The sequence below is a fragment of the Sporomusa acidovorans genome (genome assembly GCF_900101845.1).
Classification (GTDB): Bacteria; Bacillota; Negativicutes; order Sporomusales; family Sporomusaceae; genus Sporomusa; species Sporomusa acidovorans.
Genome location: NZ_FNAM01000019.1, coordinates 1 through 25,889, shown reverse-complemented (window position 1 = coordinate 25,889; position 25,889 = coordinate 1). Strand labels below are relative to the sequence as shown.

Sequence of the window (25,889 nt, the reverse complement as noted above, 5' to 3'; positions counted from 1 at the left end):
GACGGAAGGAGGAAAACAAATGACTATTGATCAAAGTTTAGTTGCAAAAATTACGGCAGAAGTAATTGCCCGGGTTCAGGAGAGTAAAAGTGACACTGCAGGCAATAGCGGGATCTTTGCAACAATTGAGGAAGCGGTGAAAGCGGCCCGTACGGCGTATAACCAGCTAAAAAAACTGTCGATTGCCCAAAGAGAAGAACTCATTCAGGCTATGCGCCAGGTTGCACGTGACCATGCGGAAGAACTGGCTGAAATGGCAGTCACAGAATCAGGGATGGGCCGGGTTGCCGATAAAATTATTAAACATCGCCTGGTTGCCGACAAGACTCCCGGTACGGAAGGGCTGCGCACCGAAGCATGGACCGGCGACCGCGGATTAACACTGCTCGAGATGGGGCCTTATGGTGTAATTGGTTCGATTACGCCGACAACCAATCCGTGTGCGACCGTGCTGTGCAACGCAATCGGTATGATCGCTGCCGGTAATGCGGTTGTGTTCAGTCCTCATCCCACAGCCAAAAATACTTCGCTATTGACAATCAAACTATTGAATGAGGCCATTATTAAGGCCGGTGGTCCTGCCAACCTGTTAACGGCCGTTGCGGAACCCTCACTGAAAGCCACCAACGCGATGATGAGTCATCCGGGAATTAATATGCTGGTAGCGACAGGCGGCCCTGGCGTAGTCAAGGCGGTTATGTCTTCCGGGAAAAAAGCCATTGGGGCCGGTGCCGGCAACCCGCCTGCGGTTGTTGATGAAACCGCCGATATTGAAAAAGCAGCCAGAGACATTATTGCCGGCTGTTCATTTGACAATAACCTGCCGTGTATTGCCGAAAAGGAAGTCATTGTTGTAGGCTGCGTAGCGGACAAGTTGATGTCCTACATGCAGCGGTACGGGGCTTACTTGATTTCCGGGCAGGACATTGACCGGTTGGCGAAAGTTATTTTGACGGAAAAAGAGGAACTGGCCGCCAGCGGTTGTACGGAAAAACCTAAAAGGAGTTATGCCGTCAATAAAAAGTTCGTCGGCAAAGATGCCAAGTATATTTTAAGCCAAATCGGCATTAATGTTCCCGACAGTGTCAAAGTTGTCATTTGTGAGGCAGCCGCCGACCATCCGTTTGTTCTAGAAGAATTAATGATGCCGGTACTGCCGGTTGTTCAGGTAAAAGACATTGACGCCGCGATTGAACTTGCCGTGAAAGTTGAGCATGGCAACAGACATACGGCCATTATGCATTCCAAAAACGTCGATAACCTCACCAGACTGGCCAAAGCGATTGAGACTACGATATTTGTAAAAAACGCTCCGTCCTTTGCCGGCATTGGCGTAGGCGGCGAGGGATTCACTACCTTTACAATCGCAGGACCTACCGGCGAGGGACTTACGTCGGCACGCAGCTTTACCCGCCAGCGTCGTTGTGTTCTTGTTGATGGGTTTTCTATCGTGTGAGTAACAGGCTACGCCAAGAGAGTAGGTGAGAAGGTTGCGGGAAGAAATCATTGCGGCCGTAAAAGCGGCAGGCGTCGTGGGAGCCGGCGGTGCCGGCTTCCCCACCCATGTTAAAATCAATGCCAGTGTCGATACCGTTATTGTTAACGGTGCTGAGTGCGAACCGTTATTAAGAGCTCATCAACTGATTATGGCCAGTGAGAGTGCCAAATTGATTGCCGGCCTAAAAACCGTGATGGCGGCTACCGGTGCCCGGCAGGGCGTTATTGGCTTAAAACATAAGTATGAAGACGCTGCAGCCAAACTGCAGGCCGAACTAAAAAATGAACAAGCAATAGAACTTTTTTTCCTGCCTGACATTTATCCCGCCGGTGACGAGCAGGTTCTCGTTCATGAGGTCACAGGCAGAATTGTACCGGAAGGCGGCATCCCGCTTCATGTCGGCGTGGTTGTCGCCAATGTCGAAACGTTAATTAATGTCGCTGAAGCCGTCGCCGGGCAACCTGTTACCGATAAATACGTTACCGTAACAGGAGCGGTGAATAAACCGGCTACCTTTAAAGTGCCGATTGGGATAGCCATCCGTGAACTGATCCAGATGGCCGGCGGGGCTACCGTGCCTAATTATGCCGTGATCGACGGCGGCCCCATGATGGGGAAGCTGACAACCGCTGACCAGCCTGTTACCAAAACAACCGGCGGCGTCATCGTCCTGCCTGCCGATCATTCCTTAGTAACGCAAAAAGATACACCTTGGTCGGTTATTGCCAACAGAGCCAAGGCGGTGTGCTGCAACTGCCGCGCCTGTACCGATGTATGTCCGCGCAACTTGCTGGGCCACAGCCTTGAACCGCACCGGATTATGCAGGCCCTTGGCAGGGGGCAATATAACGAGGCCGATGTTGTTACCAAGGCATTCTTATGTTCCGAATGCGGCGCTTGCGACAGTTTTGGCTGTACTATGGGATTATCGCCACGGCGGGTTAACGCCGAGTTGAAACGGCAGTTTGGCAAGGCAAAAATAAAAAATCCCCATAATGCCAAGCCGCAAAGCCCGCGTGAAAACCGGGGCTATCGCCTGATTCCCACGAAACGGCTGCTTTACCGTTTGGGACTGGGACAGTATGATGCTAAAGCACCTTTAAGCACTGAACCAGTGACAGCCAAAGACGTCAAAATACTGCTTTCACAGCATATTGGCGCACCGGCTAAACCGGTTGTTGCTGTAGGGGACACGGTCAACAAAGGGGATCTTATCGCCGTTATTCCTGAAGGCGCAGCAGTGGGAACCAATCTGCATGCCAGCATTTCCGGACAGGTATATGCTGTGGACGGCTCGATTGCTATTCGGGCAATGTAACAAAGGCAGGGGGAGAATCAAAATGAAACGTGCCATAGGATTACTGGAAATTAAAAATATTACAAAAGGCATTTTGGTTGCCGACGCCATGCTAAAGGCGGCTAATGTTGAGCTGGTCATGTCTCAACCCCTGTGCCCGGGAAAATATGTTGTAATGGTCAGCGGCGACGTCGGCGCGGTGCAAAGCGCGGTGCGCAGCGGCAAAAGTGTTGGCGGTACAGAGAATGTGGTGGATGAATTTGTTCTTCCCAACGTCCATACTGATGTATTACACGCTTTATCGGGATGTACAGAGGTTAAACAGATCAAGGCGCTAGGGGTAATTGAAAGCTACTCGGTAGCTTCGGCGGTTGTCGCCGCCGATACGGCCGCGAAGGCGGCTGCCGTGCAATTACTTGAAGTCCGTCTGGCGCGGGGCATGGGCGGTAAAGCGGTTGTTTCCATGACCGGTGAGGTTGGTGCAGTGACAGCTGCTGTTCGGACTGGCAGCAATGCAATTAAGGACAGTGGGTTCCTGGTTGACCAGCTGGTTATTGCCGCACCACATCATAGTTTGCATCAGGCGTTATTTTAAGAAAAAAGGAGGATTTTTTTAATGACAACTCCGTATTTTGGTGAATTTCTCGGTACGGCTATTCTAATTATCTTTGGTAATGGTGTAGTTGCGAACTCTTTATTGAAATTTTCCAAGGCTGAAGGATCTGGTTGGTTTAATATCATAACCGGTTGGATGGTCGGTGTTGGCATGGGAGTATATGTTGCTATCGCCTGCGGGGCGCCGCAGGGAGATATTAATCCTGCCGTAACCTTTGCTAAACTACTTAACGGTGTTTATACAACTCCTGAAGCTATTATGATTATGATTGCTCAAACCGCGGGCGGTTTTGTTGGCGGCTGTATTACCTATCTCTTCTTCCGGGGCCATTGGGAAGCCACAGAAGATCAGGGGATAAAATTGGGCGTTTTCTGCACCGGTCCGGCCATTCGCAATTATGGGCAAAACCTGTTATGCGAAGTTATTGCCACGTTCATGCTGGTATTTGTAATTTTTTCTATGTTCTCCAAGCCAGTTGGCGGTATGGCGCCGGGGTTTGGCCCCTTTATGGTTGCAGTATTAATCTGGGGCTTAGGCTCCGCACTAGGCGGTACTACTGGCTATGCTATGAATCCTGCCCGTGATTTGGGGCCAAGGCTTGCTCATGCTTTCTGCCCGATTCCCGGCAAAGGCTCTTCTGACTGGGCCTATTCCTGGGTTCCGATCGTTGGGCCGTTTATTGGCGGTGGCATAGCTTTTGCACTGGCCAAATCAATCGGAATAATTTGATATAACTTATAACAGAGTGCAACCAGCGGCTAGCGCTTTCGCCAAAGGCTCGGCGTTAGCCGGGTTTTCTAATGAATCTTCTGTTTGTGAAATAAATAATTTTTGAACAAGCAGGAATAGATGAAATAGTCGTAGAATATAAATTTATCGAAAAATTAGAAAAATATCGGGACAGAGATTGAAGAGAAGTCCATTCAACGCCAGGGTAAATACAATGGTGCTGTTTTGGATTTCTTTTTTTATATCTAAGCTGAGGTGATGCCATGTAAAAACAACGATATCACTGATTACAAGTAAACTAAAAAGGGGGATTAAGTGATGGCAACTCCGTATTTAGGTGAATTTCTTGGTACGGCTGTTCTGATTATTTTTGGAAATGGTGTAGTTGCGAACTCTTTATTAAAATTTTCTAAGGCCGAAGGTTCCGGTTGGTTTAATATTATTACCGGCTGGATGATTGGCGTTGGCATGGGCGTTTATGTTGCTATGGCTTGTGGAGCACCACAAGCGGATATTAATCCTGCTGTCACCTTTGCAAAACTGCTTAATGGGGTGTATGCGACTCCTGAAGCTATTATGATTATGATTGCTCAAATTGCGGGTGGTTTTGTTGGCGGCTGTATTACTTATCTTTTCTTCCGGGGGCATTGGGAAGTCACAGAAGATCAGGGAATAAAACTGGGGGTTTTCTGCACAGGCCCGGCCATTCGTAATTATGGACAGAACCTGTTATGTGAAATTATTGCTACTTTTATGTTGGTGTTTGTAATATTTGCTATGTTTTCCAAACCAGTTGGTGGAATGGCACCAGGATTTGGCCCGTTTATGGTTGCTGTTTTAGTTTGGGGTTTAGGTTCCAGCCTGGGCGGGACTACCGGTTATGCTTTGAATCCCGCACGTGACTTGGGCCCAAGACTTGCACATGCCTTTTGTCCAATTCCCGGCAAAGGTTCGTCTGATTGGGCCTATTCCTGGGTTCCAGTCGTTGGACCGTTTATTGGTGGCGGTTTAGCATTTGTAGTGGCTAAATCATTAAGTATAATCTAATAATATTATTATACTAGGATGTCTTGGAAGCTATCTCAAAGGTTTTTAACCTATTAGAGATAGCTTCTTATAATTTGATAGATTTTATTAGACTGAAATTAAGGTTAGTAAAAGCACAAGTCAAGCGCTAGCGGTGGGTCGTTACTAACACCCTGACAGAAGAAAATCTTTATTGCCTTTCATTTCGTAGCATTCTTTATAAAAACTTGACATAGGGCATCACTAAAGTTTTGGATTCCTTCAAGTGTTGTCTCACGTTTATTTTCAGGTATTTTTTCTAATATAGATTCAAAATAACGACGCGAGTTTAGTTCAATTTCCTGAAAAGTTTTTTGCCCTTTTTCTGTTAGTATAATGTCTACATATCGGCGGTCATCTGGGTTTTGATTACGATCAAGATACCCTTTATTTACTAAGTCATCTACTGTCCTACTTACTGCACTTTTAGTTATATTTAGCCGAGTTGCAAGTTCATTTACCGAAATTTTGCTTTCTTGTGCGGTTTCCCATATTACATGACACTGCGCATACGTGCAGTCGTAGCAAAATGTTTTTTTACCTTCCAATACGCCTAAGCTTCTCATAAAAGTTTTTATAGCGTTTCTCATAGTAGAAATGTTTTTGGGCTCCTTTGTCATTCTATCGACCATCTTTCTTAGTGTAATTCAAGGTGGTTAGTGAAGTATACTGTTGACGATGTAAACAGTTAATGATACAATTTAATTATACCTATATTTGGTAATCGTGTAAATAATTCCTTCAAAATATACGAGTATTTTGCAAATATTTTTCAAACCTGCTCAACTAGGTTGAATGACCAAATTAAAATAGGGGGGATTAAGCATGTTAGTAAAATGTTTTTCTTGTGGAATTGCTGATCGATTAGCTGACGGAAAGTTATGGTGTCTTAAATATCAGTTCGAGTTATCAAACGCAATTGCCGAAGAAAAATCTAACTGTTATTATTTTGCTGAACCCCAGTATGAGGACGGGGAGCCTTTGACTGCGGAACAAAATCTAATGATTAAAGAATGCGAACTGGCCTCTCGGCGGATGCGTGGACCGGTATAAAATCATATTCAACTATTTGTTTACCTGGTTAAGCGCGGTTTTCTTCTAATGAATTAATTGGGGAGGATGTAATTTGGATAAAAAAATGCTAGTTATCATTCCATGTTGTGGCATTGATTCTGTTTATGGCCTGATGACACAAGAAATAGCGTTAAAGGTGAAAGAAGAGCTGAATAAGCAGGCGAAACTTCTTGGTTTAGCCTATCTGGTAAATGGAGAAATAGATGCGATACAAACAATAACCAATATACCGTGTATTGTTATCAATGGTTGTAATAAAATGTGCGCATCCAACATTGTCGATATAATGGGTGGCGATATTGACATTGAATATACTATTGATCGCCTAGTGGCCGGTGTTGATACTGTAAGTCTAGGCAATGTTGTTAGACTAAGCGAAAGTGGAGAAAGGCAAATCTGCGAAATAGCTGGTAAATTAATAGCCGATTTAAAACTTACCGAAAAGGGGGCGGAGAAACTCCAAGAATACCAGGAGAAAGGGATTACTTTTCAAGAAGTCAACACAAGTGTACACGCATGGGCTAAGAAATTGTGTAAAGATCGATATGGTTCTGATAAAGTACCTGTCATTGTCAAAGATGGAGTTGCGATACAAATTGGCGATGTCGATGGCAAGGGCTGACAAATGTGATAGGTTGACCGTGAGTCAACATAGAATTCGAAGTTTATCAGTTGTTTTGGCATATTGAGGGTCTGCATGTTCAGGCAAAAGAAAACTTTCGTATTGGTACTTATATTACAAATATTTGATCAGGGATATAAAAATAATCGCGCGGGTTCCCCAAGAAGTTGTGCGCTTTTTAACGTTTGGATTAAAGGTATTGCTATCGCATCAGAAAGCAGGCGGTTATCGGTAAATCCGAGTCAAGTTCAAGCTAAGGAGGAATCAAGATGGAATTTACAATTGAAGAATCAGCTAGAGAATACATCCGGTGTAAGTCAAAATCATCTGAGTTGGCGATTAGTATCAGTGTTGTGGAACGGCCACGAGGGGTTTGAAGTGGCGGCAACTGCGGCGGACAAACGCCGCGTGTCCCATCCGTGCGATTGGGCAAATCTGATAAGGCCGTTCATTACCAACAAGTTAATATTGATGGAATTGAAGTATACTATCATCCAGCTGTAGCCGAGATATTTAAAAGGTTAACGATAAAAATAGAAAAAATCTTCTTCTTCAAACGACTGGTTGCAAGAGATAAAATGTAGTTTTTTATCTCTTTTGGAAGAGCGGAGAAAAGCTGTAGAGGGAAGACTATGTTGATAACAATTGAGGATTCAGCTAAAGAGTATATTCTACGCAAATCAGAAGAACATATATTATCTTAAGTTCAGTACGTTGTATAGGTCTGGTAATGGATGCCAAAAGAATAATTGACAAAAATGAGTAAAAGCGAATATAATCATATACAAGATAGGTTTTGCTGATATAAAAGATGAAATGTAACAGAACCAATCTAATATATAGGATGTGGTGAGAATAATGGATATTATTGAGATACTCAAGGCTTTGGCTGACGAAACCAGAATAAGAATGTTGAATTTGCTATGTAGAGATACTTTCTGTGTCTGTGATTTAGAAGAAATATTAAAACTAACCCAGTCTAATGCCTCACGCCATATAACAAAGTTAAAGCATGCTAAACTTATTGTTGGCAAAAAACAAGCTCAGTGGATATATTATCGGGTTGACGAAAAAATACTGGAGCAGTATGCCTTCATAAAGGAACTGCTTAAAGAATTGGACAGTGATCCACAATGTCAAAAGGATTTGATAAGGTTAAAAAAATACAGAGATTTAGGTGGCAGTTGCGAGTTCAGTGTTAAAATTACGGACGATTAATTTTTTGCCCAGCCAGAAAGTATAACTTTCGACTGGATAAGTGCAACCAGCGGCTAGCGCTTTTGCCAAAGGCTCGGCGTTAGCCGGGTTTTCTAAACACTTAAATGATTAAAATCAATTTTAATCATAAATTGCTCTGATGCTATCTATATATTACAAATAAGGAGGTGAATATACGGAATTAGCTAAGAAGGCATGGGGTTAGACCTTCAAAGTTCATACTATAACAAGTAAAGGGGGAATAGTAAAATGACGCAAACTCAAAAACGATTATCTTTTCTAGACCAGTATTTGACATTATGGATTTTCCTGGCAATGGCAATTGGCGTTGGCGGCGGTTATCTCTTTCCTGGGATGGCTGCGTGGCTAGATTCATTGTCAATTGGTACAACATCCATTCCGATTGCGATTGGCCTAATTGTAATGATGTATCCACCATTAGCAAAGGTAAAGTATGAGGAAATCGGGAAGGTATTTAATAATGGCAAGGTTATGCTGTTGTCACTTGTGCAAAACTGGGTAATCGGTCCGGTATTGATGTTTGCCCTAGCTATCATTTTCTTACCAGATAAACCGGATTACATGGTTGGATTAATACTAATCGGTTTGGCTCGTTGTATTGCTATGGTAATTATCTGGAACTCGTTGGCAGAAGGTGATAATGAATATGCGGCCGCACTGGTAGCACTTAATTCAATCTTCCAGCTTATATTATATTCCGTGTTCGCCTATTTTTTTATCACCGTACTTCCAGGATGGATTGGTTTTACGGGCATGCAAATTCAGGTGTCCATGAAAGATGTTGCTATGAGTGTGGCAATATATCTGGGTATCCCCTTTGTAGCCGGATATTTGACAAGACGCATCTTATTGCCAGCAAAGGGACGTGAATGGTACGAAAAGACTTTTATACCTAAGATTAGTCCGTTGGCATTAATTTCGCTATTGTTTACCATTGTGATTATGTTTTCTCTAAAAGGCAGCTATATTATTAAATTACCGATGGATGTGGTGCGTATAGCCATTCCACTAATTGTCTATTTTGCTGTTATGTTCTTAGTATCTTTTTACCTGAGCCATCGTGTGGGAGTAAACTATGAGCAGACAACTACATTATCCTTTACGGCAGCCAGTAATAACTTTGAATTAGCGATTGCGGTGGCTGTAGCCATTTTTGGCATCAATTCAGGGCAGGCTTTTGCCGCTGTTATCGGACCGCTTATTGAGGTGCCGGTTATGATTGGCTTGGTTAACGTAGCGTTACGCTTTAGAAAGTATTTTGTAGTTCCCGATAAGTTAAAAGCGAAGGGATAAAAAGTCTGTTAAACCGGTAGGATATTACATGTCAATTGCTAACGGGAAAAGGGATGGTTGTAGAAATTCTACTACTATCTCTTCTTTTATTATCTAAGGCAAATTTTCCATTTATGGTGTTTGCAGTTAACACATAATGGCAATTGGTTATAAACAGCTAAAATATTATTGGTGAAAAAAATATCTTGTATTCATAAAAACAATATATTATAATATGATAAAAAACTAATATATTTTTCTTAAGTTAAAAGTAACCACAGGGAATAAGAAAACCATTAAATAATTGCTGGAGGTTTCTTTATGTTAAAAACATTTGCAGACTTATTAATCTATCACTGGCTGGGTTTAGCGCCCGGTACTATGTTAGGTGAAGCACTTAATTTCTTTGTCTATGACAGTATAAAAATTTTCCTTATGTTAACAATTATTATCTTCGGCGTGTCGATATTGCGTTCATATTTTCCAGCAGAGCGCACAAAGAAAATCTTAAGTCATAAGCGGGAATTATATGGGAACATAGTCGCTGCTTTGTTAGGTATCGTTACACCCTTTTGCTCTTGTTCTGCCGTACCAGTGTTCATTGGTTTTATAGAGTCCGGAGTTCCACTGGGAATCACTTTCTCTTTCTTAATATCTTCACCAATGGTCAATGAAGTGGCACTCGTTATGTTATGGGGGTTGCTCGGCTGGAAAGTTGCCGTTATTTATATCCTTTCCGGCGTCACTATTGCGATTATTGCCGGTTATCTAATCGGTAAAGGTAATTTAGAGCATTTGGTGGAAGAATATGTGTATCAAATGAAAGTGGGAGAAACTGAAATCGTTGAGCAGACATTTGGTGACCGCCTTTGCTATGCACGGGACTATACGAAAGAAATTCTGAAAAAGGTATGGCTCTATGTAATTATTGCTATTGGAATTGGCGGTTTTATCCATGGTTATGCGCCAGAAGATTTTCTTGTGCAATACGCAGGCAAGGATAATATCTGGGCTGTGCCGATGGCGGTTTTAATCGGAGTACCGTTATACTCTAATGCTGCTGGCGTTATTCCTATTGTCACAGCGCTTATCCAAAAAGGCATGAGCCTTGGGACGGCGTTGGCATTTATGATGGCGGTTACGGCATTAAGTTTTCCGGAAATGATTATTTTGCGCAATGTACTAAAACCAAAACTGATTGCCATTTTTATTATGATAATGGCAGTAGCGATTATCTTTACAGGTTATCTTTTTAATTTCATAATTTAATCATAAAGAGAGAAGATGTTATAATTAATATATTCATTTGATCTCTATCGAAGGGAATTTAGGAGGTTTTATTTTGGCCGATGATATTGTTGTTAAATTGACAGCTGAACTATTTAAAACATTAGGGCATCCGGTACGTATTAAGATTTTGCATATGCTTAGCCAAGGAGAGCTGTGTGTGTGTAATATGATAGAAGAAATAGATATTGAACAATCAAATTTTTCACAACATCTTGGAATTCTCAAAAGACAAGGTCTGATTGATTCTAGAAAAGACGGGCAGCGTGTGATCTATTGGATTGCATACCCTTCTATAATAAAATTGCTCGGAGTAGCAGAGCAAATATTAAGTGAACAGATTGGACATAGTCAGAGTTTATTGAAATTTTTAAAATAAATAGCATTGACCAATTTGGAAGATAGTACTAAAATATATCCATAATAATATTATAATTTTATAATATTATTATGGAACGATTATAAGGAGGCTTTATTATAAGTGGATGTAATTGCGGGGGAATTCAAGAGGTATCTCGAATAATGTATGCTTGTGGTGGTTGTGCAGATGTAGGAGAAGTTGCAGATCAGGCATGCCGTAAATTAAGGCGTGAGGGTTTTGCTCAGGCTAGTATGAGCTGTATTACCGGCATTGCAGCACGCATGCAGCCGTTTATTGATGCGGCAAAAAAAGCCAATCAAGTAGTTGTAATTGACGGTTGCCCAGTGGGGTTATAGGGTTAATTGTACATTAATATAATGTTTTCAAAGGAGGTTTAAATCGTGAAGATTGAAGTCTTAGGGATGGGCTGTGCAAAATGTAATACGCTCACAGAACGAGTGATGGAGGCTTTGACTGAACTAGGAATTAACGCAGAGATTGTTAAAGTGGATAATATGAAAGACATCATGGCCTACGGAGTTATGACGACACCGGCACTTGTTGTGGATGGTGTGGTTAAGGTGAAAGGGAAAGTTCCAACTAAGGATGAAATAAAATTACTAATTCAAGGCTAATCTTACTATATACTTGCAGAATTTATGTTGCTTATTCAGTTAATCCGGTCGGAAGGTTGATTAATCGGACGCTGTAAAACTAAATATTGACGCATAAAAGATTAAGGGGGCTGCTGAATGCCAGTACTTGATGGTGCACGGAAGCAGAGAATAAAAAACTATATCTCATGACTCAAACCGTTGAAAAATACTTACAGAAATTTGTTTTAAGATTATTGAACGGCAGGAGATACCTAAAGATCTGCTTAATCGATCAGAATTGAATGCCCTATGTCCTTCTTGCAGTACATGTATGGTTTTAGTGATAAAATAAGTAAATTTTTCTTAGCGGTACTATTAGTCGTATTCTCATATCTTTTTTACAGTGTGACCTGCAAGGATTTCTTAATCTTGCAGGTCACACTAATTTAATATAAGTTGTTTTTTCCACCCTTTAAAGTTCGTTTTGCGTACTCATCCCAGTGATATAATTGATTTCATAAAAATTAAACACAAACCGACAGATATGACGTATAAAAAACGCAAAATATTTGTAATATTGTGCGCTTTTTTACAGGGGAGCATTATTTTGGACGTAGAAAATAGTAATAATAAGGAGTTCAAAGTAAAAGTTGGGGGTGAGCAGATGGAACAGAAAATGGTAACGAGTAAACCTGAATTTGATAACCTTAATAGTGTCAAAATTCAGGACATAATCGATGTAGAATTTCTTCAAGATTTCCAGGATAGTTTTGCCGAAGCCTTGGGTGTGGCCAGCGTTACGGTTGATATTGATGGCAATCCTGTCACAAAACCTAGCAACTTTACTAAGTTTTGTATTGAATATACCCGTGGGTCAAAAGCAGGGCTGGCACGCTGTATGGAGTGTGACCGTAAGGGGGGGGCCGAGTCAGCCAGAACCGGTAAACCGGCTATTTATGACTGCCATGCCGGGCTGGTGGATTTCGGCAGTCCGATTATGCTGGAAGGACGGCAAATTGGTTCGATTCTGGGCGGACAAGTCTTAACTTCCTCTCCTGATGAAGCCTACTACCGTAAAGTCGCTCAGGAAATTGGTGTAGATCCGGATAACTATATAGACGCATTACGGGAAGTAAAACAGATATCAAGAAAAAACCTGGAAGCGGCAGCCAAGATGTTGTATTTGGTGGCTAATACTGTTTCAAAAGTGGGTTATCAGCAATATAAGCTTAAAGATATGGCTGGTTTAATCAATGACAGTATTGTCAAGATATCGGCTACCATGGAACAATTGGCGGCATCAGCCACTGACGTTAACAACAACCAAAATGCCCTTAACGAGGAAATCCAAAATGTTAACGTGATTTCAGGCAAGATTAATGAGGTAATGGATTTCATTAAAGAAATAGCTGATGAAACGCGTTTGTTAGGATTAAATGCCGCTATTGAAGCAGCCAGGGCAGGACAGGCCGGCCTTGGTTTTGGCGTGGTAGCCCAGGAAATTCGTAAGCTTTCGGGAGACTCAAAAGAAACGGTCGGCAAAATAAAAGAATTTACCACCATTATACAGCAGTCAGTCAATAAAACAGTCACTATGGGGCAGGCTACTTCTGTTACCGTAGAACAACAGGCAGCCGCCATTGAGGAAGTAACTGCCAGCATTCAGGAAGTAACCAGCATGACGGAACAGTTGCACGCCCTGGCAAATGAACGATAATCAAGCCTGATTTTAAAAATAAACGGTATTCTTATTGAATATTGACGAATTTACTAGAATATAGATGAGTGCTAAAGAGACAGAGTGGAATTTGTATTCCGTCTGTCTCTTTTTTGTTGCCTCATTAACTAGTGATAACCGGCAGTAATGGTAATTTACGCTACGGCTCAATTAACGGCATGATTGGATCGCTATAGCGGATACTAATTGTAAACGCAATTTTAAAACTAAGGAGAGATGGATTGTGAAAGCACTTGAAGAAGTAAGGGTCCTGGATTTGAGCAGAGTATTAGCCGGTCCGTATTGTACAATGATGCTAGCCGATTTCGGAGCCGATATTATAAAAATTGAACCGCCGGGAGTAGGGGATGATTCCCGGGCCTTCGGTCCTTTCGTGGGCAATGAAAGTGCTTATTTCATGAGTCTTAACCGGAATAAGCGCTCAATAATCCTAAATTTCAAGCGGCAGGCAGATTGTGATTTATTCAAGGAACTGGTGAAGCAGGCTGACGTAGTTGTTGAAAACTACCGGCCTGGTACTATGGAAAAATTCGGGTTGGGTTATGAGGTTCTGAAGGAGATAAATCCCGGGCTCATTTATGCAGCCTGTTCGGGATTTGGACATACCGGCCCATATCGTGACAAACCGGCGTATGATATCATTGTTCAGGCCATGGGCGGGATTATGAGCATTACCGGCCCGGAGAACGGAGAGCCTACACGCGTTGGCGCCTCTGTTGGCGATGTTATTGCAGGCATGTTTACTGCTTATGGTGTTATGACGGCATTATTTTATCGCCAGCGTACCGGCCAAGGCCAAAAGGTTGACGTAGGCATGCTGGACTGCCAACTGGCAATACTGGAGAACGCCATAGCCCGTTATGTAACTTCGGGAAATGTACCGGGTCCACTGGGAAATCGCCATCCGTCGATTACACCGTTCGCCTCCTATACGGCTAAGGATGGTTATATTATTGTCGGTGCCGGCAATGACCGGTTATGGGAAAAATTATGCAACATTCTTGAGCGGCCTGATCTTATCAAAGATCCGCGTTTTGATACCAACCTGCATCGTACCAATAATGCGGTAGAGCTCGGTGCTATTTTAAATGGAATTTTTACAGCCAAGCCCATTGGTGAGTGGATAGCTATCCTGGAAAAGGCCGGATTGCCCTGTGCGCCGATCAATACTATTGATAAGGTTGTGAGCGACCCCCATGTTGCGGCCAGGGAAATGATTGTGGAGGTGGAGCATCCGGTGGCTGGAAAACTAAAAATGCCCGGGGTGCCTGTAAAAATGTCGCAAACTCCCGGCGGTGTCAATCGGCCTGCGCCGCTCTTAGGGCAGCATACCGGTGAAATTCTTCAGGAAATGCTGGGCTGGGATCAAAACAAGGTGAACGAGTATTTGCAAGACAAGGACTAATTTTAGAGACTACGTGTTATATTTGAAAAAAATTCTGAAATTCTGAATTAACTTACTTGCAAAACTATATACCATATGTTATTATCTAAGTAAGCACCATCCTTATAGCGCCGTAGATTCAACCAGTTTGCAGTAATTTGGAAACCGTTTCGTTTTCCGTTTGTTGCGGTAGGTTCGTTATCTGGCAGGATTGTGTTTTTTGTTTTACCCAAGAGGAGTTGTCAGAACCATAAGTTCATTGTTGAAAGTTGAGTTTTCCTGTTCGAAAAGCCAAGTTGTGTTAGCCGTAAGTAGTGTATGCAATGCATGCTATAAGGATGGGTGCTCTAAGTAAGGGGGGAAGGCTGAGGGCTTTCCCTCTATTATTTTACTTACTAAAAGTATTTTCTAATTTGCTTGATCAGCAGTGAGTATGCTGGATAAAAATATTTTCGCTAACTGTTAACTAGTTTAGCGGATTTTTTTTGCCCGGCGGAGCCTGTGCGCTCAGAAGATATTTATACGCTTAAGGACAGCGGCAACTTTTTTGTGGTAAAATTAAAACAGTATGATTTACTACGGGTAAATTTGTTAGTAAGAGCGCGTAACAAATGCTGAAAACAGATGCAACTTTAGGATGAGTTGGGAGGGTTAGTTGTTGAAAATACTTTTTTGGGATATCGACGGTACATTGATTAGGACATCGAAAGCCGGTTTATACGCTTTTGCCCAGGCAACAGAAGAACTCTGGGGTAAGTCGGTGAGTTTTGACCAGATTATTTCAGCCGGTATGACAGATAATTATATTGCAAGGCAAATTATTGAAAAAGCTGCCGGACGCGAAGCACGCCAAGCCGAGATTGACAGCTTATGCCGCCGTTATGAAGAATTTTTACCCTGCGAGCTAGCTGCCAGAAAAGGTTTGGTTTTGCCCGGCGTTGCCAATATCCTGGCTAGTTTATCCGGACGGGAAAGTTATAAGCTGCTTTTACTAACCGGCAATAGTAGGAAAGGTGCTGAGATAAAACTGGAATACTTTAAATTAGATCAGTATTTTGATTTTGCCAACAGCGCTTTTGCGGAGCAGTATGAAAAGCGAGGCGACATAGCCGGTCATGCCTTGCGGCTTGTGCATGCCAATTGGGGTGAGCCTGGGCAACACGACATCTTTGTCATCGGCGACACTCCTCACGATATTGAGTGTGGCAGAGGCATTGGCGTTTATACAATTGGTATTGCTACCGGAACCTATTCGGTCGAGAATTTGCAGAGCTGTTGCCCCTGGTGGTGTGTTGAAGTCTTACCGGAACCGGAGATTTTTGAAAAAAAGCTTGCAAGCATGTAAATGGTGTAGTTGCTGCGTAATTAGTATATTTTGGGAAGACGCGACAGGTACAAGCAACGCGCTTGTCGAAACTAGTTATAGGGAGAGAATTTTTAACTTATAGTAAGGAAATGGGGTCTGTACAATGAGAAAAATCGTTATGCTAGTAATAACGGTTGCGCTGTTGCTGGTTATGACAGGCTGCGCAAATGACAAAAAGGAAAATACGGCACAGAAGCAGGGGCAATTACAATCCATTACGATTGGCCTTATGCCTGATGTAGATTCTATTCCTTTTATTATTGCCCAGGAGAAGGGCTATTTTAAAGAAGAAGGTCTTAATGTAACACTAAAGCAATTCAAAAGCGCTATGGAACGGGACAGTGCGCTGCAAAGCGGTAACCTGGACGGCGCTGTCTCCGATATGCTGGCAGAAGCATTTGCTAAAAAGGGTGGTTTTGATACCGTAATTACTTCGTTGACCAACGGTAGCTATAAATTAATCGCCAATAAAAACGAGACGGCAGCATCTGTGCGCGATTTGCAAGGAAAAGATGTGGCTATTTCGAAAAATACGATTATTGAATATGTCACCGACCGGATAGCCGCAGAAGGCGGATTAAGCGCAAATGATTTAAACAAAACTGTCATCCCCCAAATCCCCGCGCGTTTGGAGATGCTGCAAAATAATAAAATCGCCGCTGCTACCCTGCCTGATCCTCTGGCAACAGTAGCGATAAAAAATGGCGGACATGTAATCAATACCTCGGAGCAATTGGGCATTAACCCCGGAGTCATGATTTTTACCTCCAAGGCTGTTAACGATAAGGAAAAAGAAATCCAGGCTATGTACAGAGCTTACAGTAAGGCTGTAGACTATTTAGCGCGGGAGCCAATGGATAGCTATATTGATTTGGTCATTGAAAAAACAGGATTTCCGAAAGAAATAAAAGGGGCGCTTGTTCTGCCGCAATACAAGAAACCCACGGCACCGCCGAAAAAAGAAGTGGATGATGTTATCGCCTGGTTGCAGGCCAGACAGCTTATTGACAAGAAATACGAATATACCGAGTTGGTAGATACCCGGTTTGTAAGGTAGTTGTTTATGATTCAAATTCATGATTTGAATATTTCTTATCAGTCAGAGGAAGTAGGCTACGAAGTATTAAAGAATATCAACCTTGAACTGGCTGCCGGCGAAACCTGTGCTATCATCGGTCCTTCAGGTTGTGGCAAGTCAACGTTGCTAAAGATTCTGGCCGGAATTATTACCCGCTTTGACGGCAGTGTCCTTATTAAGGGACAGCCGGTTAACCCTAAACAGCAAATCATCGGCTTTATTCCGCAAAATTATGGGTTATTGCCCTGGAAGAACATTGCGGAAAACATTTGCCTGGGAATAAAAATAAAAAATAAAAGGCAGTCTTGTGATGAGGATAAACTGTCCGGGTTAGTCCAATTGCTTGGTTTGAGCGGCTTGGAAAAAAGATATCCCGGCGAGCTCAGCGGTGGTCAGCAGCAGCGGGTTGCTTTAGCCCGCGCCTTTTTGCTGCACCCCGACTTATTGTTGATGGATGAGCCCTTTTCTGCCCTGGATGCAATGACGAGAGAAGAAATACAGAATGTATTTTTAGATGTTTGGCGAAAGCATTCGGTTTCCACCATCCTGGTGACCCATCATGTGGAAGAAGCCGTGTATTTGGGTCGAAAAATTGTTATTTTATCGGCAGCTCCCGGGACAGTGAGCAAAATTATTGATAATCCTCTGTTTGGAGTAGAAGGCATACGCAACCGTCAGGATTTTTTCCAACTTTGTCTTGAGCTACGAAAGACAATAAAAGAGGATTGGTCAAAATGAAAAGAAAAGGATCAGGAGTTTGGTATATCTATGGTGCGCTGATTTTCCTAGCGTTATGGCAGGCGGTTGCCAGCTGGCTGCAACTGCCGATTATCCCTTCTCCCGGGGTCGTACTTGTTAATTTATTTCACATTTTTTTGCCGCAAATTGCCATCCATGGGTTCTATAGCATGTGGCGGATTGTCGCCGGAGTTTTGCTTGCCGTCATGATTGGCATTCCGCTTGGACTTTGTATGGGGTATTTTTCAAAATGGGACAGGCTGCTGTCGCCGCTTATTTACTTAACTTATCCGATCCCCAAAATTGCCCTTTTGCCTGTTGTTATGCTGTTATTTGGGCTGGATGAACTGTCAAAAATTCTCATGATATTTTTGATCGTAGTTTTTCAGGTAATTGTTGCCGTGCGGGATGGTGTAAAAGGTATCCCCAAGGAAACGTACTACCCGTTATACTCTCTTGGGGCCAGTTTCCTCGAGATATTCCGCGAAATTCTGATTCCGGCTTCTATGCCGAAGTTTCTGACAGCCTTGCGGGTGGCTATGGCTACGGCCGTATCTGTGCTTTTTTTTACCGAAACCTTTGGGACCCAGTACGGAATGGGCTATTTCATAATGGACGCTTGGTTACGGGTAAATTATCTGGAGATGTATTCCGGCATTATCGTGTTAAGTATGATTGGGTTGATATTATTTGGCATGATTGACTATCTGGAACGAAAGCTGTGCAGTTGGCAATATAAATAAACAAAAACGCCCGGTTTCCGGAAAAATAAAGAGAGGCTGAAAATCTTTGCATTTCAGCCTCTCTTTGCTTTACTCGCCATATTTTAGTTTAGGCCAATACCGATCGCGACGGGAAGTTCATCGATGACCATTTCGATACCAATATAATTGGTATCGCAGATTTTAAGTTTTGTAGCTGTTTGCGATAATGCAGGCGGTACCAGATTAACGGCAATTCCTTCTTTATTAAGCGAAGTAGCGGCATTGGAAGCCACAATGTTTACCATTTCGCAGAGTGCGCTTTGCGCCATGGCATCAAAAGTATTTACCGGCGTTCCCATCATAATGACCGACGACAGGCGCTTGGCTGATTCCTCAGTCATGGTAAAAGCGAAATTGCCTGTTAGGTTATTGATTAATGCAACGTTGATGAGCACGCCCTGGTTATCGATAAATTGATTTCCGGAAAACAGCTTTCCCCGAGCTACATTTTTAAAGCCCATTTGTGGCAGTACAATTGACAACGCGGTAATGAATGGGTTGACCAATCGTGCATCCATTGTGTAGTCCCCCTCGATCACCCTACAATCCATAGGAAAATAACGTACATAATATACTTCGTTCTAAAAGAATAGTATGGCTATCGGACTATAGTTTTAATTTTCTGGGTCTAAAGTCCTGAAAAGCGAAAGCAAGGGGTGACAAGAAAGCTGGGCATTAAGGATTAAAGTCGGCACACAGTATTTGCTAATACTGTCACGGCAAGGACGACATTTTAAAACACAGATACCAGACCCCGGAAAATCTAATATTATGCCGACCACTGCATGTCATAATTGCAGGGTTTTCGCATGATGATTTGGAATATATATTTATGCATGGCATAGCTAAGATGCTGCTCTACATCCCAGGATTGGAGGTAAAAATCATATGGAAACCAGTCAGCAAGTAAAAAAATCATGGAAAGATAATATCAGTACTTTTATTGCGATTACAACTTTAGTTTTAGCAGCATGTGCCACTTTGGCTTCATTCAAGGCAGCCGGGTATGGGAATAAAATGGTGTTGGCTCAGAATCAGGCATCAGATCAGTGGGCGTATTATCAAGCAAAAAGTATCAAAGAAACAACTTACGAGGTTGAGCGGGATACCATGGCATTGGCTGCGCAGCAGGCCGGTAACCCGGAACTGTATAAAGCTAAGATTGCTGAATATAACCGGGAAATTACCCGCTACCAACAGGAAAAAGAAGACATTACCAAAGCGGCTAAGCGCCTGGAGCAGGAACGGGACAACGCGCAACACTTTAACGGTGGGTTTGGGCAAGCCTTGATTTTTCTGCAAATCGGCATATTGCTGTCTTCCTTAGCTTCGATTAACAAACAGTATATGTATTGGTATATAGGCCTTGCGGTAGGAGGCGTCGGTATTATCGTGTTTTTATATAATTTTGTAAGTGCAGCGGTTTAAAAGGGAACGGACAAATTTGAATGCTATTGACTTAGATGGGGAACATTTATATGGCACTGCCAAAATCATTTTGGCAGGCCAATAATTTATCAGTCGGCGACTACCGGGCGAAGAGGATGTCTTGCCAGATGAGCATATATGCAAGTCAAATATTTAGGAAAGGACTCTGTTATGGCGTATAAGCTAATCTGCGTTGATGTTGACGGGACACTTCTAACAAGTAGGCATAAAATTACCGAGCGGACAAAGAAAGTGTTGCTGCAGGCCCATAGACAAAATATTCATATTGTAGTAAGCACCGGACGAATGTATACAGATGCCGAGTATTTTTCCAATCTTATTGGTGTAAAATCCCCCGTAATTGCTTCAAACGGCGCCTTCATAAAAGAGAAAGACAATGACAAAGTGATTTTCAAGGATGTTCTTGGTGAAAATTTGTCGTTTCAATTACTGGAGCTGTTCCGGCGGTATGATACTAGGCCTTATTTTTGTACTCCCAATAAGTTTTATTATGGCAATATTTTATTTAAGTTTTTTTATCTGGCCACTAGATTCATAGGCAGTAGAAGCAATTCGCTTGACATGGAGTTTGTTTATTCCTGGAAACGATGGCAGAGGATATTGCAGAAGGAAAAAGAAAATATCGTAAAATGTGAGGTTATCTACCGCAAGCCTGCTTTAATCCACGAATTGCGGCAAGAGTTAAAAAATATAGACCAGTTGGAAATTGCCGATTCGTCCAAACATAATATCGAAATTACCCGTAAAGGCGTTTCCAAGGGCAAAGCCGTGGCCATGCTGGCAGCATTTTACCAGATAAAGCCGGAAGAGATTATCACCATTGGTGACAGCGAAAATGATATATCGATGATTGAATATGCCGGCTTGGGCATTGCCATGGAGAATGCCTTGGATAGCGTAAAACAAAAAGCAGATTACATTACGGATTCTAATGACCGCGAAGGAGTTGCCAACGCCATTAGCAAGTTTGTTCTGCAGAAATAGATAAACCCCTTAGCCATTTGCCAGCTAAGGGGTTTATTCTGCTACTTTTGATTATTTAAAGGCTTTTTGATATACGGCCAGAATTTCAGCTTCGTTGGTATCGCGTGGATTACCGGGTGTGCATACGTCTGCAAACGCCGATTTTGCTAACTGGGGCAGATCTTTTTCCTGAACACCAATTGCCGATAGCTTTTGTGGAATGCCGATTTTCCGGGAGAGCGTTATTACTGCCTCAACGGCTGCTTGCCGATACTCTTCCTGGGTCATGGTGTCAGCATTGGCCACACCCATGGCTTTGGCAATATTCCGGTATTTTTCTCCGGTAGCTGGGGCATTATACTCCATAACATAGGGTAACAGCAGAGCATTAGCCACACCGTGAGGAGTATCATAAAATGCACCGAGCGGGTGAGCCATGGAATGGACGATACCGAGGCCTACATTGGAAAAGCCCATACCTGCTATGTACTGGGCCAGCGCCATACCGTCGCGGGCGGCGATATTATCAGGTTCGAAAACTGCTTTTTCCAGGTGAGCGGCAATGAGTTCAATGGCTTTTAGTTCAAACATATCCGTCATTGTCCAGGCGCCGCGGGTAATATAACCTTCGATGGCATGGGTCAGAGCGTCCATACCGGTTGAAGCAGTTAAACCCTTGGGCATGGAGAGCATGAGTTCTGGGTCAACGACAGCAATTATGGGAATATCGTTAGGATCAACGCAGACCATCTTTTTGACAGCCTGATCGTCAGTAATGACATAGTTGATCGTTACTTCGGCGGCAGTCCCGGCTGTAGTTGGAACGGCAATAATCGGGACGGCCTTGGCTTTGGTAGCCGCACAGCCTTCCAGACTCTTTACATCGCTGAAAGCGGGATTATTGGCGATGATGCCGATGCCTTTGGCTGTATCAATGGAAGACCCGCCGCCAATGGCAATAATGGCATCGGCACCTGCGGCAGCCAGTTTTTGTACACCGGTTTGGACATTTTCAATTGTGGGATTGGGTTTAACATTGTCATATAATTCATAGGGGATAGCCGCTTGGGTGAGGACTTCTGTAACTTTTTCGGCAACGCCGAACTTCACTAAATCCTTATCGGTAACCACAAAGACCTTTTTAAAATTCCGGCGGCGGATTTCTTCCGGAATGACACGGATGGCACCTGAGCCAAAATAGGAGGTTTCATTGAGAACAATACGGTTTGCCATACAATTCAGTCCTTTCTCTGCCTAGAGTACAGTACGATACTTTAATCATACTATACAGAATTGTATAAAAAAATAAAAACACTTGCTTGATGCTGGTACTATCTTGTCTTTTATCACTGGAAGTTACTCTTATAAACCAAGATCAGCCTGACTGGTTTTTTTAGCTGATTCGCGGTATCATATAGGTATAAGATTTGCCTTTAGCCAATCATAAGGGGATGATTTCATGACGAGGAATGCGGCTGCTTTGCATTTTAATTTAGAAGAGATACTAAATGCTGTTACGCATGGTGTGGGAGCATTTTTGGCACTCATTGGTTTGGGCGTTCTTACGGCGGCAGCTTATTTAGCCGGTGGTGTTTGGCATGTAGTGAGTTTTAGTATTTACGGAACTTCTCTGGTGCTGCTATATGTAGCCTCTACCTTGTATCACAGCTTTACCAATGAAAAATTAAAGTATATTTTCAAGTTTCTGGATCATGCGGCCATTTATGTATTGATTGCCGGCAACTATACACCGTTTACGCTGATTCCGCTTCATGGCACATTGGGCTGGACCATGTTTTTCGTCATATGGGGGCTGGCCGTAGCGGGAATCATTTTTCAAATATTTTTTGTTAGACGTTTTAAGGTTTTCGCAACCATCTGCTATCTGTTTATGGGCTGGCTCGCAGTTGTCATGATCAACCCTCTGTTGGCAACTTTGCCAATTGAAGGAATATATTGGCTTATCGGCGGCGGGCTTTTCTATACTGTGGGGGCCATCTTTTATTTAGCCCATAAGATTCCTTATAATCACGCGATTTGGCATTTGTTTGTCCTTGCAGGCAGTATTGCTCATTATATAGCTGTTTTACGATATGTGTTGCCGATTCCGGTAATGGGATAAATAATTTTTTCATTCGGTTACCATGAGCTTATACTTTTCCAGTTTATCAACGAAATTCAGTAAAAGTTCTGTATGTTTGAGCAAAAAAACAACACGGACACTGCAACTATAAATGCAGTATCCGTGTTGTCATTTAATCATAGACTTTAATTATACTGCGGGTTTACTCACGTTTTCCTGCTTCTCCAGGAAAGTATGCCAGAGGGGAGACATGTCCCGTAAGCGCTGAACGATTTCTGGTAGTACACGTAACGTATAGTCGATATCTTGCTCTGTTGTGCTGCTTCCCAGGGTAAGACGAAGGGAGCCGTGGGCAATTTCATGGGGAAGTCCAATCGCCAATAAAACATGGGAAGGATCTAGTGAGCCGGAGGTGCAGGCACTGCCGCTGGAGGCGGAGATTCCTTTGCTGTCCAGCAATAGCAGCAGTGATTCTCCCTCAATAAAGCGGAAACATACGTTGACATTTCCCGGCATTCTTTTATTACCGACAGGGCCGTTTACTTTTGTATAAGGTATGCGTGATAAGCCGTTAATCAGTTTATCCCGCAGGTAAGTCAGACGCTTATTCTCAGCATCCATTTCTTCCTGCGCCAATTCAATCGCTTTTCCTAAGCCGACAATTCCCGCAATATTTTCCGTACCTGCCCGCTTGTTTCTTTCCTGGCCGCCACCATGAATGAGATTTTCAATTTTAATCCCCTTGCGAATATAAAGCACACCCACTCCCTTAGGCCCATAAAATTTGTGGGCAGCAAGCGATAACAAATCAATGTTCATAGCTTTTACATCAATGGGCACATGACCTACCGCCTGTACGGCGTCGGTATGAAATAGCACCTTTTTTTCATGGCATATTTTGCCGATTTCCTTAATTGGCTCAATAGTGCCAATTTCATTATTGGCGAACATAACGGATACTAAGATCGTCTTACCGGTAATAGCCTGCCGCAATTCATCAAGATTGATAAAGCCTTCTGAATCAACAGGAAGATAGGTTACTTCAAAACCGTTTTTCTCCAAAAACTCGCATGTATGTAAAATAGCGTGATGCTCAATTTTGGTTGTAATGATGTGATTTCCGCGGTGTTTATTGGCAAAGGCAATACCTTTTAATGCCCAGTTGTCGGCCTCGGAACCGCCGCCGGTAAAAAAGATTTCGTTCTTGTCGGCATGAAGTGCTTTGGCAACTCTTTCTCTGGCTTGGTCGATCGCGTTTTCTGTTGCCCGTGACAGTGAATAGATAGAAGATGGATTGCCGTAGTGGGTGGTCAGATAGGGAAGCATTTCGTCAAAAACCTGCGGTTTAATATAGGTTGTCGCAGAGTGATCCAGATAAACACGTTGTTCATTCATCTTTTTGGCACCGTCCTTTATTTTACGTTATTACGTTAAATAGCTAACAGTATAGTTAGTAGTGATTGACTTTATATTAATGTTAACAAATCCTATCAGAATTGTCAACATTAAAAAAGGGCAAAAAACTGACTTCCGCTTTTGCCAACATCCCACCCGCCTGCAAAACTTTAATGCGTTGTATATAGTAAGCTTCTTTATACGTGCAGGAAAATTCTATTCTTGTGACCGTTTTTGCGGGAGGGCATCCTCGCTATTGCCCATTCGGACTACAAGGTACATCAGCAGCAGGATTGCGACCAGGCAGCCGGCAATTGTTGCCGGGGTTACATATTGGCTTGGTAAGTATTCATAAAGACCGAAAAGACCAAAGAAAATAAAGATAATTGCCGCAAACCATTTTACGGCCCGTTCGGGAATTTTTTTGCCTAGTACAATGCCAATAATAATGCCGATACCGTCTGCCACCATCATACCGGTGGTGGTTCCCAGCCAGACGGGGACGATAGTATTGAACTGTGCCGCCAGGGCAACAGTGGCCAATTGGGTTTTATCACCCATTTCGGCAATAAAAAAGGCGATGGCCACAGTCCAAAACGGGCTGCGTTTGGCTGCCTGATCTTCACCGTTTAGTTCATCACCGCGAATTGTCCAGAGACCAAAAATAATAAAGGAGATAGCGGCGGCGATTTGGATGGTTGTCATGGGAATGAAGTGGGTCAGGTAATTGCCAACAACAACGGCAAACAAGTGGTTGAAAATAGTAGCAACAAAGACGCCCAACATAACGGTCTGCCACCTGTAGCGGGTAGCAAAGGCCATGGCCAGAAGTTGTGTTTTATCACCCATTTCGGCAAGTACGACGAAGACAAGTGAAGTGAAAAATGCTGTCATAAAAAGTCCAATCCTCCTTAGATGTAGTATGTACTCTCTCGGAAACCCGAGATATTATATGGATCAAGGCATTTAGCCTTGGTCTTTTTGCAGTTTTCCTCCAAAATAGACGTGTCGAAAATTTGGGACTTGACTTTTTTGAAACGCCCCCATAATCGCGATGAAGACATCTTTTTGTCTACCTTCGCTGATGGTGGTGATTTTTTTGTTGAAAACGACCCGTTCTCATCGACAATTTCAGGACTTTCTAAAAGAGCAGTTGCAAATCCACTACTTAAAACGCGGTTTTTTAGAGCCGGTTTTGCTCCAGCAAAAAGCCCTAGCCAGTGTCTGGTGCAGCGATTTATCCAAAATCACGGAATTTGTCGCTCATCGCTACTC

29 protein-coding genes are annotated in these 25,889 nt (G+C 42.9%); 24 read left to right on the top strand and 5 right to left on the bottom strand.

Translation table 11 applies throughout. The features are described from left to right. Positions 1-19 precede the first annotated feature (19 nt). From BLR65_RS14060 to BLR65_RS14040, 5 genes are all read left to right on the top strand, one after another. A complete protein-coding gene (locus tag BLR65_RS14060) occupies positions 20-1,456 on the top strand; it encodes an aldehyde dehydrogenase family protein (RefSeq protein WP_093794820.1) in 1,437 nt (478 codons plus the stop codon). 25 nt (positions 1,457-1,481) lie between these two features. After that, entirely contained in the window at positions 1,482-2,816 is a 1,335-nt protein-coding gene (locus tag BLR65_RS14055) for an SLBB domain-containing protein (protein WP_245692786.1), read from the top strand. A 22-nt stretch (positions 2,817-2,838) separates the two neighbouring features. Then, positions 2,839-3,390, top strand: coding sequence for a BMC domain-containing protein (locus BLR65_RS14050; protein WP_093794818.1), 552 nt, complete (start codon positions 2,839-2,841; stop codon positions 3,388-3,390). Between the two features lie 21 nt (positions 3,391-3,411). Continuing rightward, positions 3,412-4,140 carry an MIP/aquaporin family protein gene (locus BLR65_RS14045; RefSeq protein WP_093794817.1) on the top strand — a complete coding sequence of 243 codons (729 nt, stop codon included), beginning with the start codon at positions 3,412-3,414 and terminating at the stop codon, positions 4,138-4,140. Positions 4,141-4,458: 318 nt separating this feature from the next. After that, positions 4,459-5,187, top strand: a complete 729-nt coding sequence (locus tag BLR65_RS14040; RefSeq protein ID WP_093794816.1) for an MIP/aquaporin family protein — start codon at positions 4,459-4,461, stop codon at positions 5,185-5,187. A gap of 179 nt (positions 5,188-5,366) precedes the next feature. Here the strand turns inward: BLR65_RS14040 and BLR65_RS14035 are convergent, their stop codons facing one another. After that, positions 5,367-5,825, bottom strand: a complete 459-nt coding sequence (locus BLR65_RS14035) for a MarR family winged helix-turn-helix transcriptional regulator (protein ID WP_169717047.1) — start codon at positions 5,823-5,825, stop codon at positions 5,367-5,369. 205 nt (positions 5,826-6,030) lie between these two features. Between BLR65_RS14035 and BLR65_RS14030 the strand changes: the two genes are divergently transcribed. The 15 genes from BLR65_RS14030 to BLR65_RS13960 all read left to right on the top strand — a co-directional run bounded on the left by BLR65_RS14030 (position 6,031) and on the right by BLR65_RS13960 (position 18,703). Continuing rightward, positions 6,031-6,258 carry a hypothetical protein gene (locus tag BLR65_RS14030; RefSeq protein WP_093794814.1) on the top strand — a complete coding sequence of 76 codons (228 nt, stop codon included), beginning with the start codon at positions 6,031-6,033 and terminating at the stop codon, positions 6,256-6,258. Positions 6,259-6,331: 73 nt separating this feature from the next. Then, complete coding sequence (locus BLR65_RS14025; protein ID WP_093794813.1) at positions 6,332-6,901, top strand: putative zinc-binding protein; 570 nt, start codon at positions 6,332-6,334, stop codon at positions 6,899-6,901. Between the two features lie 75 nt (positions 6,902-6,976). Continuing rightward, a complete protein-coding gene (locus tag BLR65_RS14020) occupies positions 6,977-7,405 on the top strand; it encodes a hypothetical protein (protein WP_093794812.1) in 429 nt (142 codons plus the stop codon). 354 nt (positions 7,406-7,759) lie between these two features. Further along, entirely contained in the window at positions 7,760-8,119 is a 360-nt protein-coding gene (locus BLR65_RS14015; RefSeq protein WP_093794811.1) for an ArsR/SmtB family transcription factor, read from the top strand. 249 nt (positions 8,120-8,368) lie between these two features. Beyond that, entirely contained in the window at positions 8,369-9,433 is a 1,065-nt protein-coding gene (arsB, locus tag BLR65_RS14010) for an ACR3 family arsenite efflux transporter (RefSeq protein ID WP_093794810.1), read from the top strand. Positions 9,434-9,733: 300 nt separating this feature from the next. Then, positions 9,734-10,681: a permease gene (locus tag BLR65_RS14005; protein WP_093794809.1), complete on the top strand. Its 948-nt coding sequence runs from the start codon at positions 9,734-9,736 to the stop codon at positions 10,679-10,681. Positions 10,682-10,754: 73 nt separating this feature from the next. After that, positions 10,755-11,078 carry an ArsR/SmtB family transcription factor gene (locus tag BLR65_RS14000; RefSeq protein WP_093794808.1) on the top strand — a complete coding sequence of 108 codons (324 nt, stop codon included), beginning with the start codon at positions 10,755-10,757 and terminating at the stop codon, positions 11,076-11,078. Between the two features lie 143 nt (positions 11,079-11,221). Continuing rightward, positions 11,222-11,416, top strand: coding sequence for a putative zinc-binding protein (locus tag BLR65_RS13995; RefSeq protein WP_093794807.1), 195 nt, complete (start codon positions 11,222-11,224; stop codon positions 11,414-11,416). Between the two features lie 45 nt (positions 11,417-11,461). Continuing rightward, the gene (locus tag BLR65_RS13990) at positions 11,462-11,695 is read left to right on the top strand and encodes a thioredoxin family protein (protein ID WP_093794806.1); all 234 of its coding nucleotides are present in this window, start codon (positions 11,462-11,464) and stop codon (positions 11,693-11,695) included. 625 nt (positions 11,696-12,320) lie between these two features. Continuing rightward, positions 12,321-13,373, top strand: a complete 1,053-nt coding sequence (locus BLR65_RS13985) for a PocR ligand-binding domain-containing protein (RefSeq protein WP_093794887.1) — start codon at positions 12,321-12,323, stop codon at positions 13,371-13,373. 244 nt (positions 13,374-13,617) lie between these two features. After that, entirely contained in the window at positions 13,618-14,799 is a 1,182-nt protein-coding gene (locus BLR65_RS13980; protein ID WP_093794805.1) for a CaiB/BaiF CoA transferase family protein, read from the top strand. Positions 14,800-15,436: 637 nt separating this feature from the next. Further along, entirely contained in the window at positions 15,437-16,123 is a 687-nt protein-coding gene (locus BLR65_RS13975) for an HAD family hydrolase (RefSeq protein ID WP_245692784.1), read from the top strand. 124 nt (positions 16,124-16,247) lie between these two features. Next, a complete protein-coding gene (locus BLR65_RS13970; protein WP_093794804.1) occupies positions 16,248-17,201 on the top strand; it encodes an ABC transporter substrate-binding protein in 954 nt (317 codons plus the stop codon). A 6-nt stretch (positions 17,202-17,207) separates the two neighbouring features. Then, positions 17,208-17,960, top strand: coding sequence for an ABC transporter ATP-binding protein (locus BLR65_RS13965; protein ID WP_093794803.1), 753 nt, complete (start codon positions 17,208-17,210; stop codon positions 17,958-17,960). Continuing rightward, the gene (locus BLR65_RS13960) at positions 17,957-18,703 is read left to right on the top strand and encodes an ABC transporter permease (RefSeq protein ID WP_093794802.1); all 747 of its coding nucleotides are present in this window, start codon (positions 17,957-17,959) and stop codon (positions 18,701-18,703) included. The genes BLR65_RS13965 and BLR65_RS13960 overlap by 4 nt, the downstream gene beginning before the upstream one ends. Positions 18,704-18,786: 83 nt before the next feature. Here BLR65_RS13960 and BLR65_RS13955 read toward each other — a convergent pair whose 3' ends face one another. Next, positions 18,787-19,242: a chemotaxis protein CheX gene (locus BLR65_RS13955; protein WP_169717046.1), complete on the bottom strand. Its 456-nt coding sequence runs from the start codon at positions 19,240-19,242 to the stop codon at positions 18,787-18,789. A 370-nt stretch (positions 19,243-19,612) separates the two neighbouring features. Here BLR65_RS13955 and BLR65_RS13950 point away from each other — a divergent pair, with 370 nt between their 5' ends. Together BLR65_RS13950 and BLR65_RS13945 are read left to right on the top strand one after the other, a co-directional pair. Next, entirely contained in the window at positions 19,613-20,152 is a 540-nt protein-coding gene (locus BLR65_RS13950) for a DUF4337 domain-containing protein (RefSeq protein WP_093794800.1), read from the top strand. Positions 20,153-20,323: 171 nt separating this feature from the next. Further along, positions 20,324-21,157: a Cof-type HAD-IIB family hydrolase gene (locus BLR65_RS13945; RefSeq protein ID WP_093794885.1), complete on the top strand. Its 834-nt coding sequence runs from the start codon at positions 20,324-20,326 to the stop codon at positions 21,155-21,157. A gap of 51 nt (positions 21,158-21,208) precedes the next feature. Here BLR65_RS13945 and fucO read toward each other — a convergent pair whose 3' ends face one another. Further along, entirely contained in the window at positions 21,209-22,369 is a 1,161-nt protein-coding gene (gene fucO, locus BLR65_RS13940) for a lactaldehyde reductase (protein WP_093794799.1), read from the bottom strand. Between the two features lie 226 nt (positions 22,370-22,595). On the opposite strand from fucO, the gene trhA reads away from it, so the two are divergent. After that, entirely contained in the window at positions 22,596-23,258 is a 663-nt protein-coding gene (gene trhA, locus BLR65_RS13935; RefSeq protein WP_093794798.1) for a PAQR family membrane homeostasis protein TrhA, read from the top strand. Positions 23,259-23,408: 150 nt separating this feature from the next. Here trhA and nifS read toward each other — a convergent pair whose 3' ends face one another. Further along, the gene (gene nifS, locus BLR65_RS13930) at positions 23,409-24,614 is read right to left on the bottom strand and encodes a cysteine desulfurase NifS (protein ID WP_093794797.1); all 1,206 of its coding nucleotides are present in this window, start codon (positions 24,612-24,614) and stop codon (positions 23,409-23,411) included. 216 nt (positions 24,615-24,830) lie between these two features. Continuing rightward, positions 24,831-25,508 carry a TMEM165/GDT1 family protein gene (locus tag BLR65_RS13925; RefSeq protein ID WP_093794796.1) on the bottom strand — a complete coding sequence of 226 codons (678 nt, stop codon included), beginning with the start codon at positions 25,506-25,508 and terminating at the stop codon, positions 24,831-24,833. Positions 25,509-25,668: 160 nt separating this feature from the next. Between BLR65_RS13925 and BLR65_RS29085 the strand changes: the two genes are divergently transcribed. After that, positions 25,669-25,889, top strand: a 221-nt coding sequence (locus tag BLR65_RS29085) for a hypothetical protein (protein ID WP_143122582.1), incomplete at its 3' end; no start/stop codon positions are given.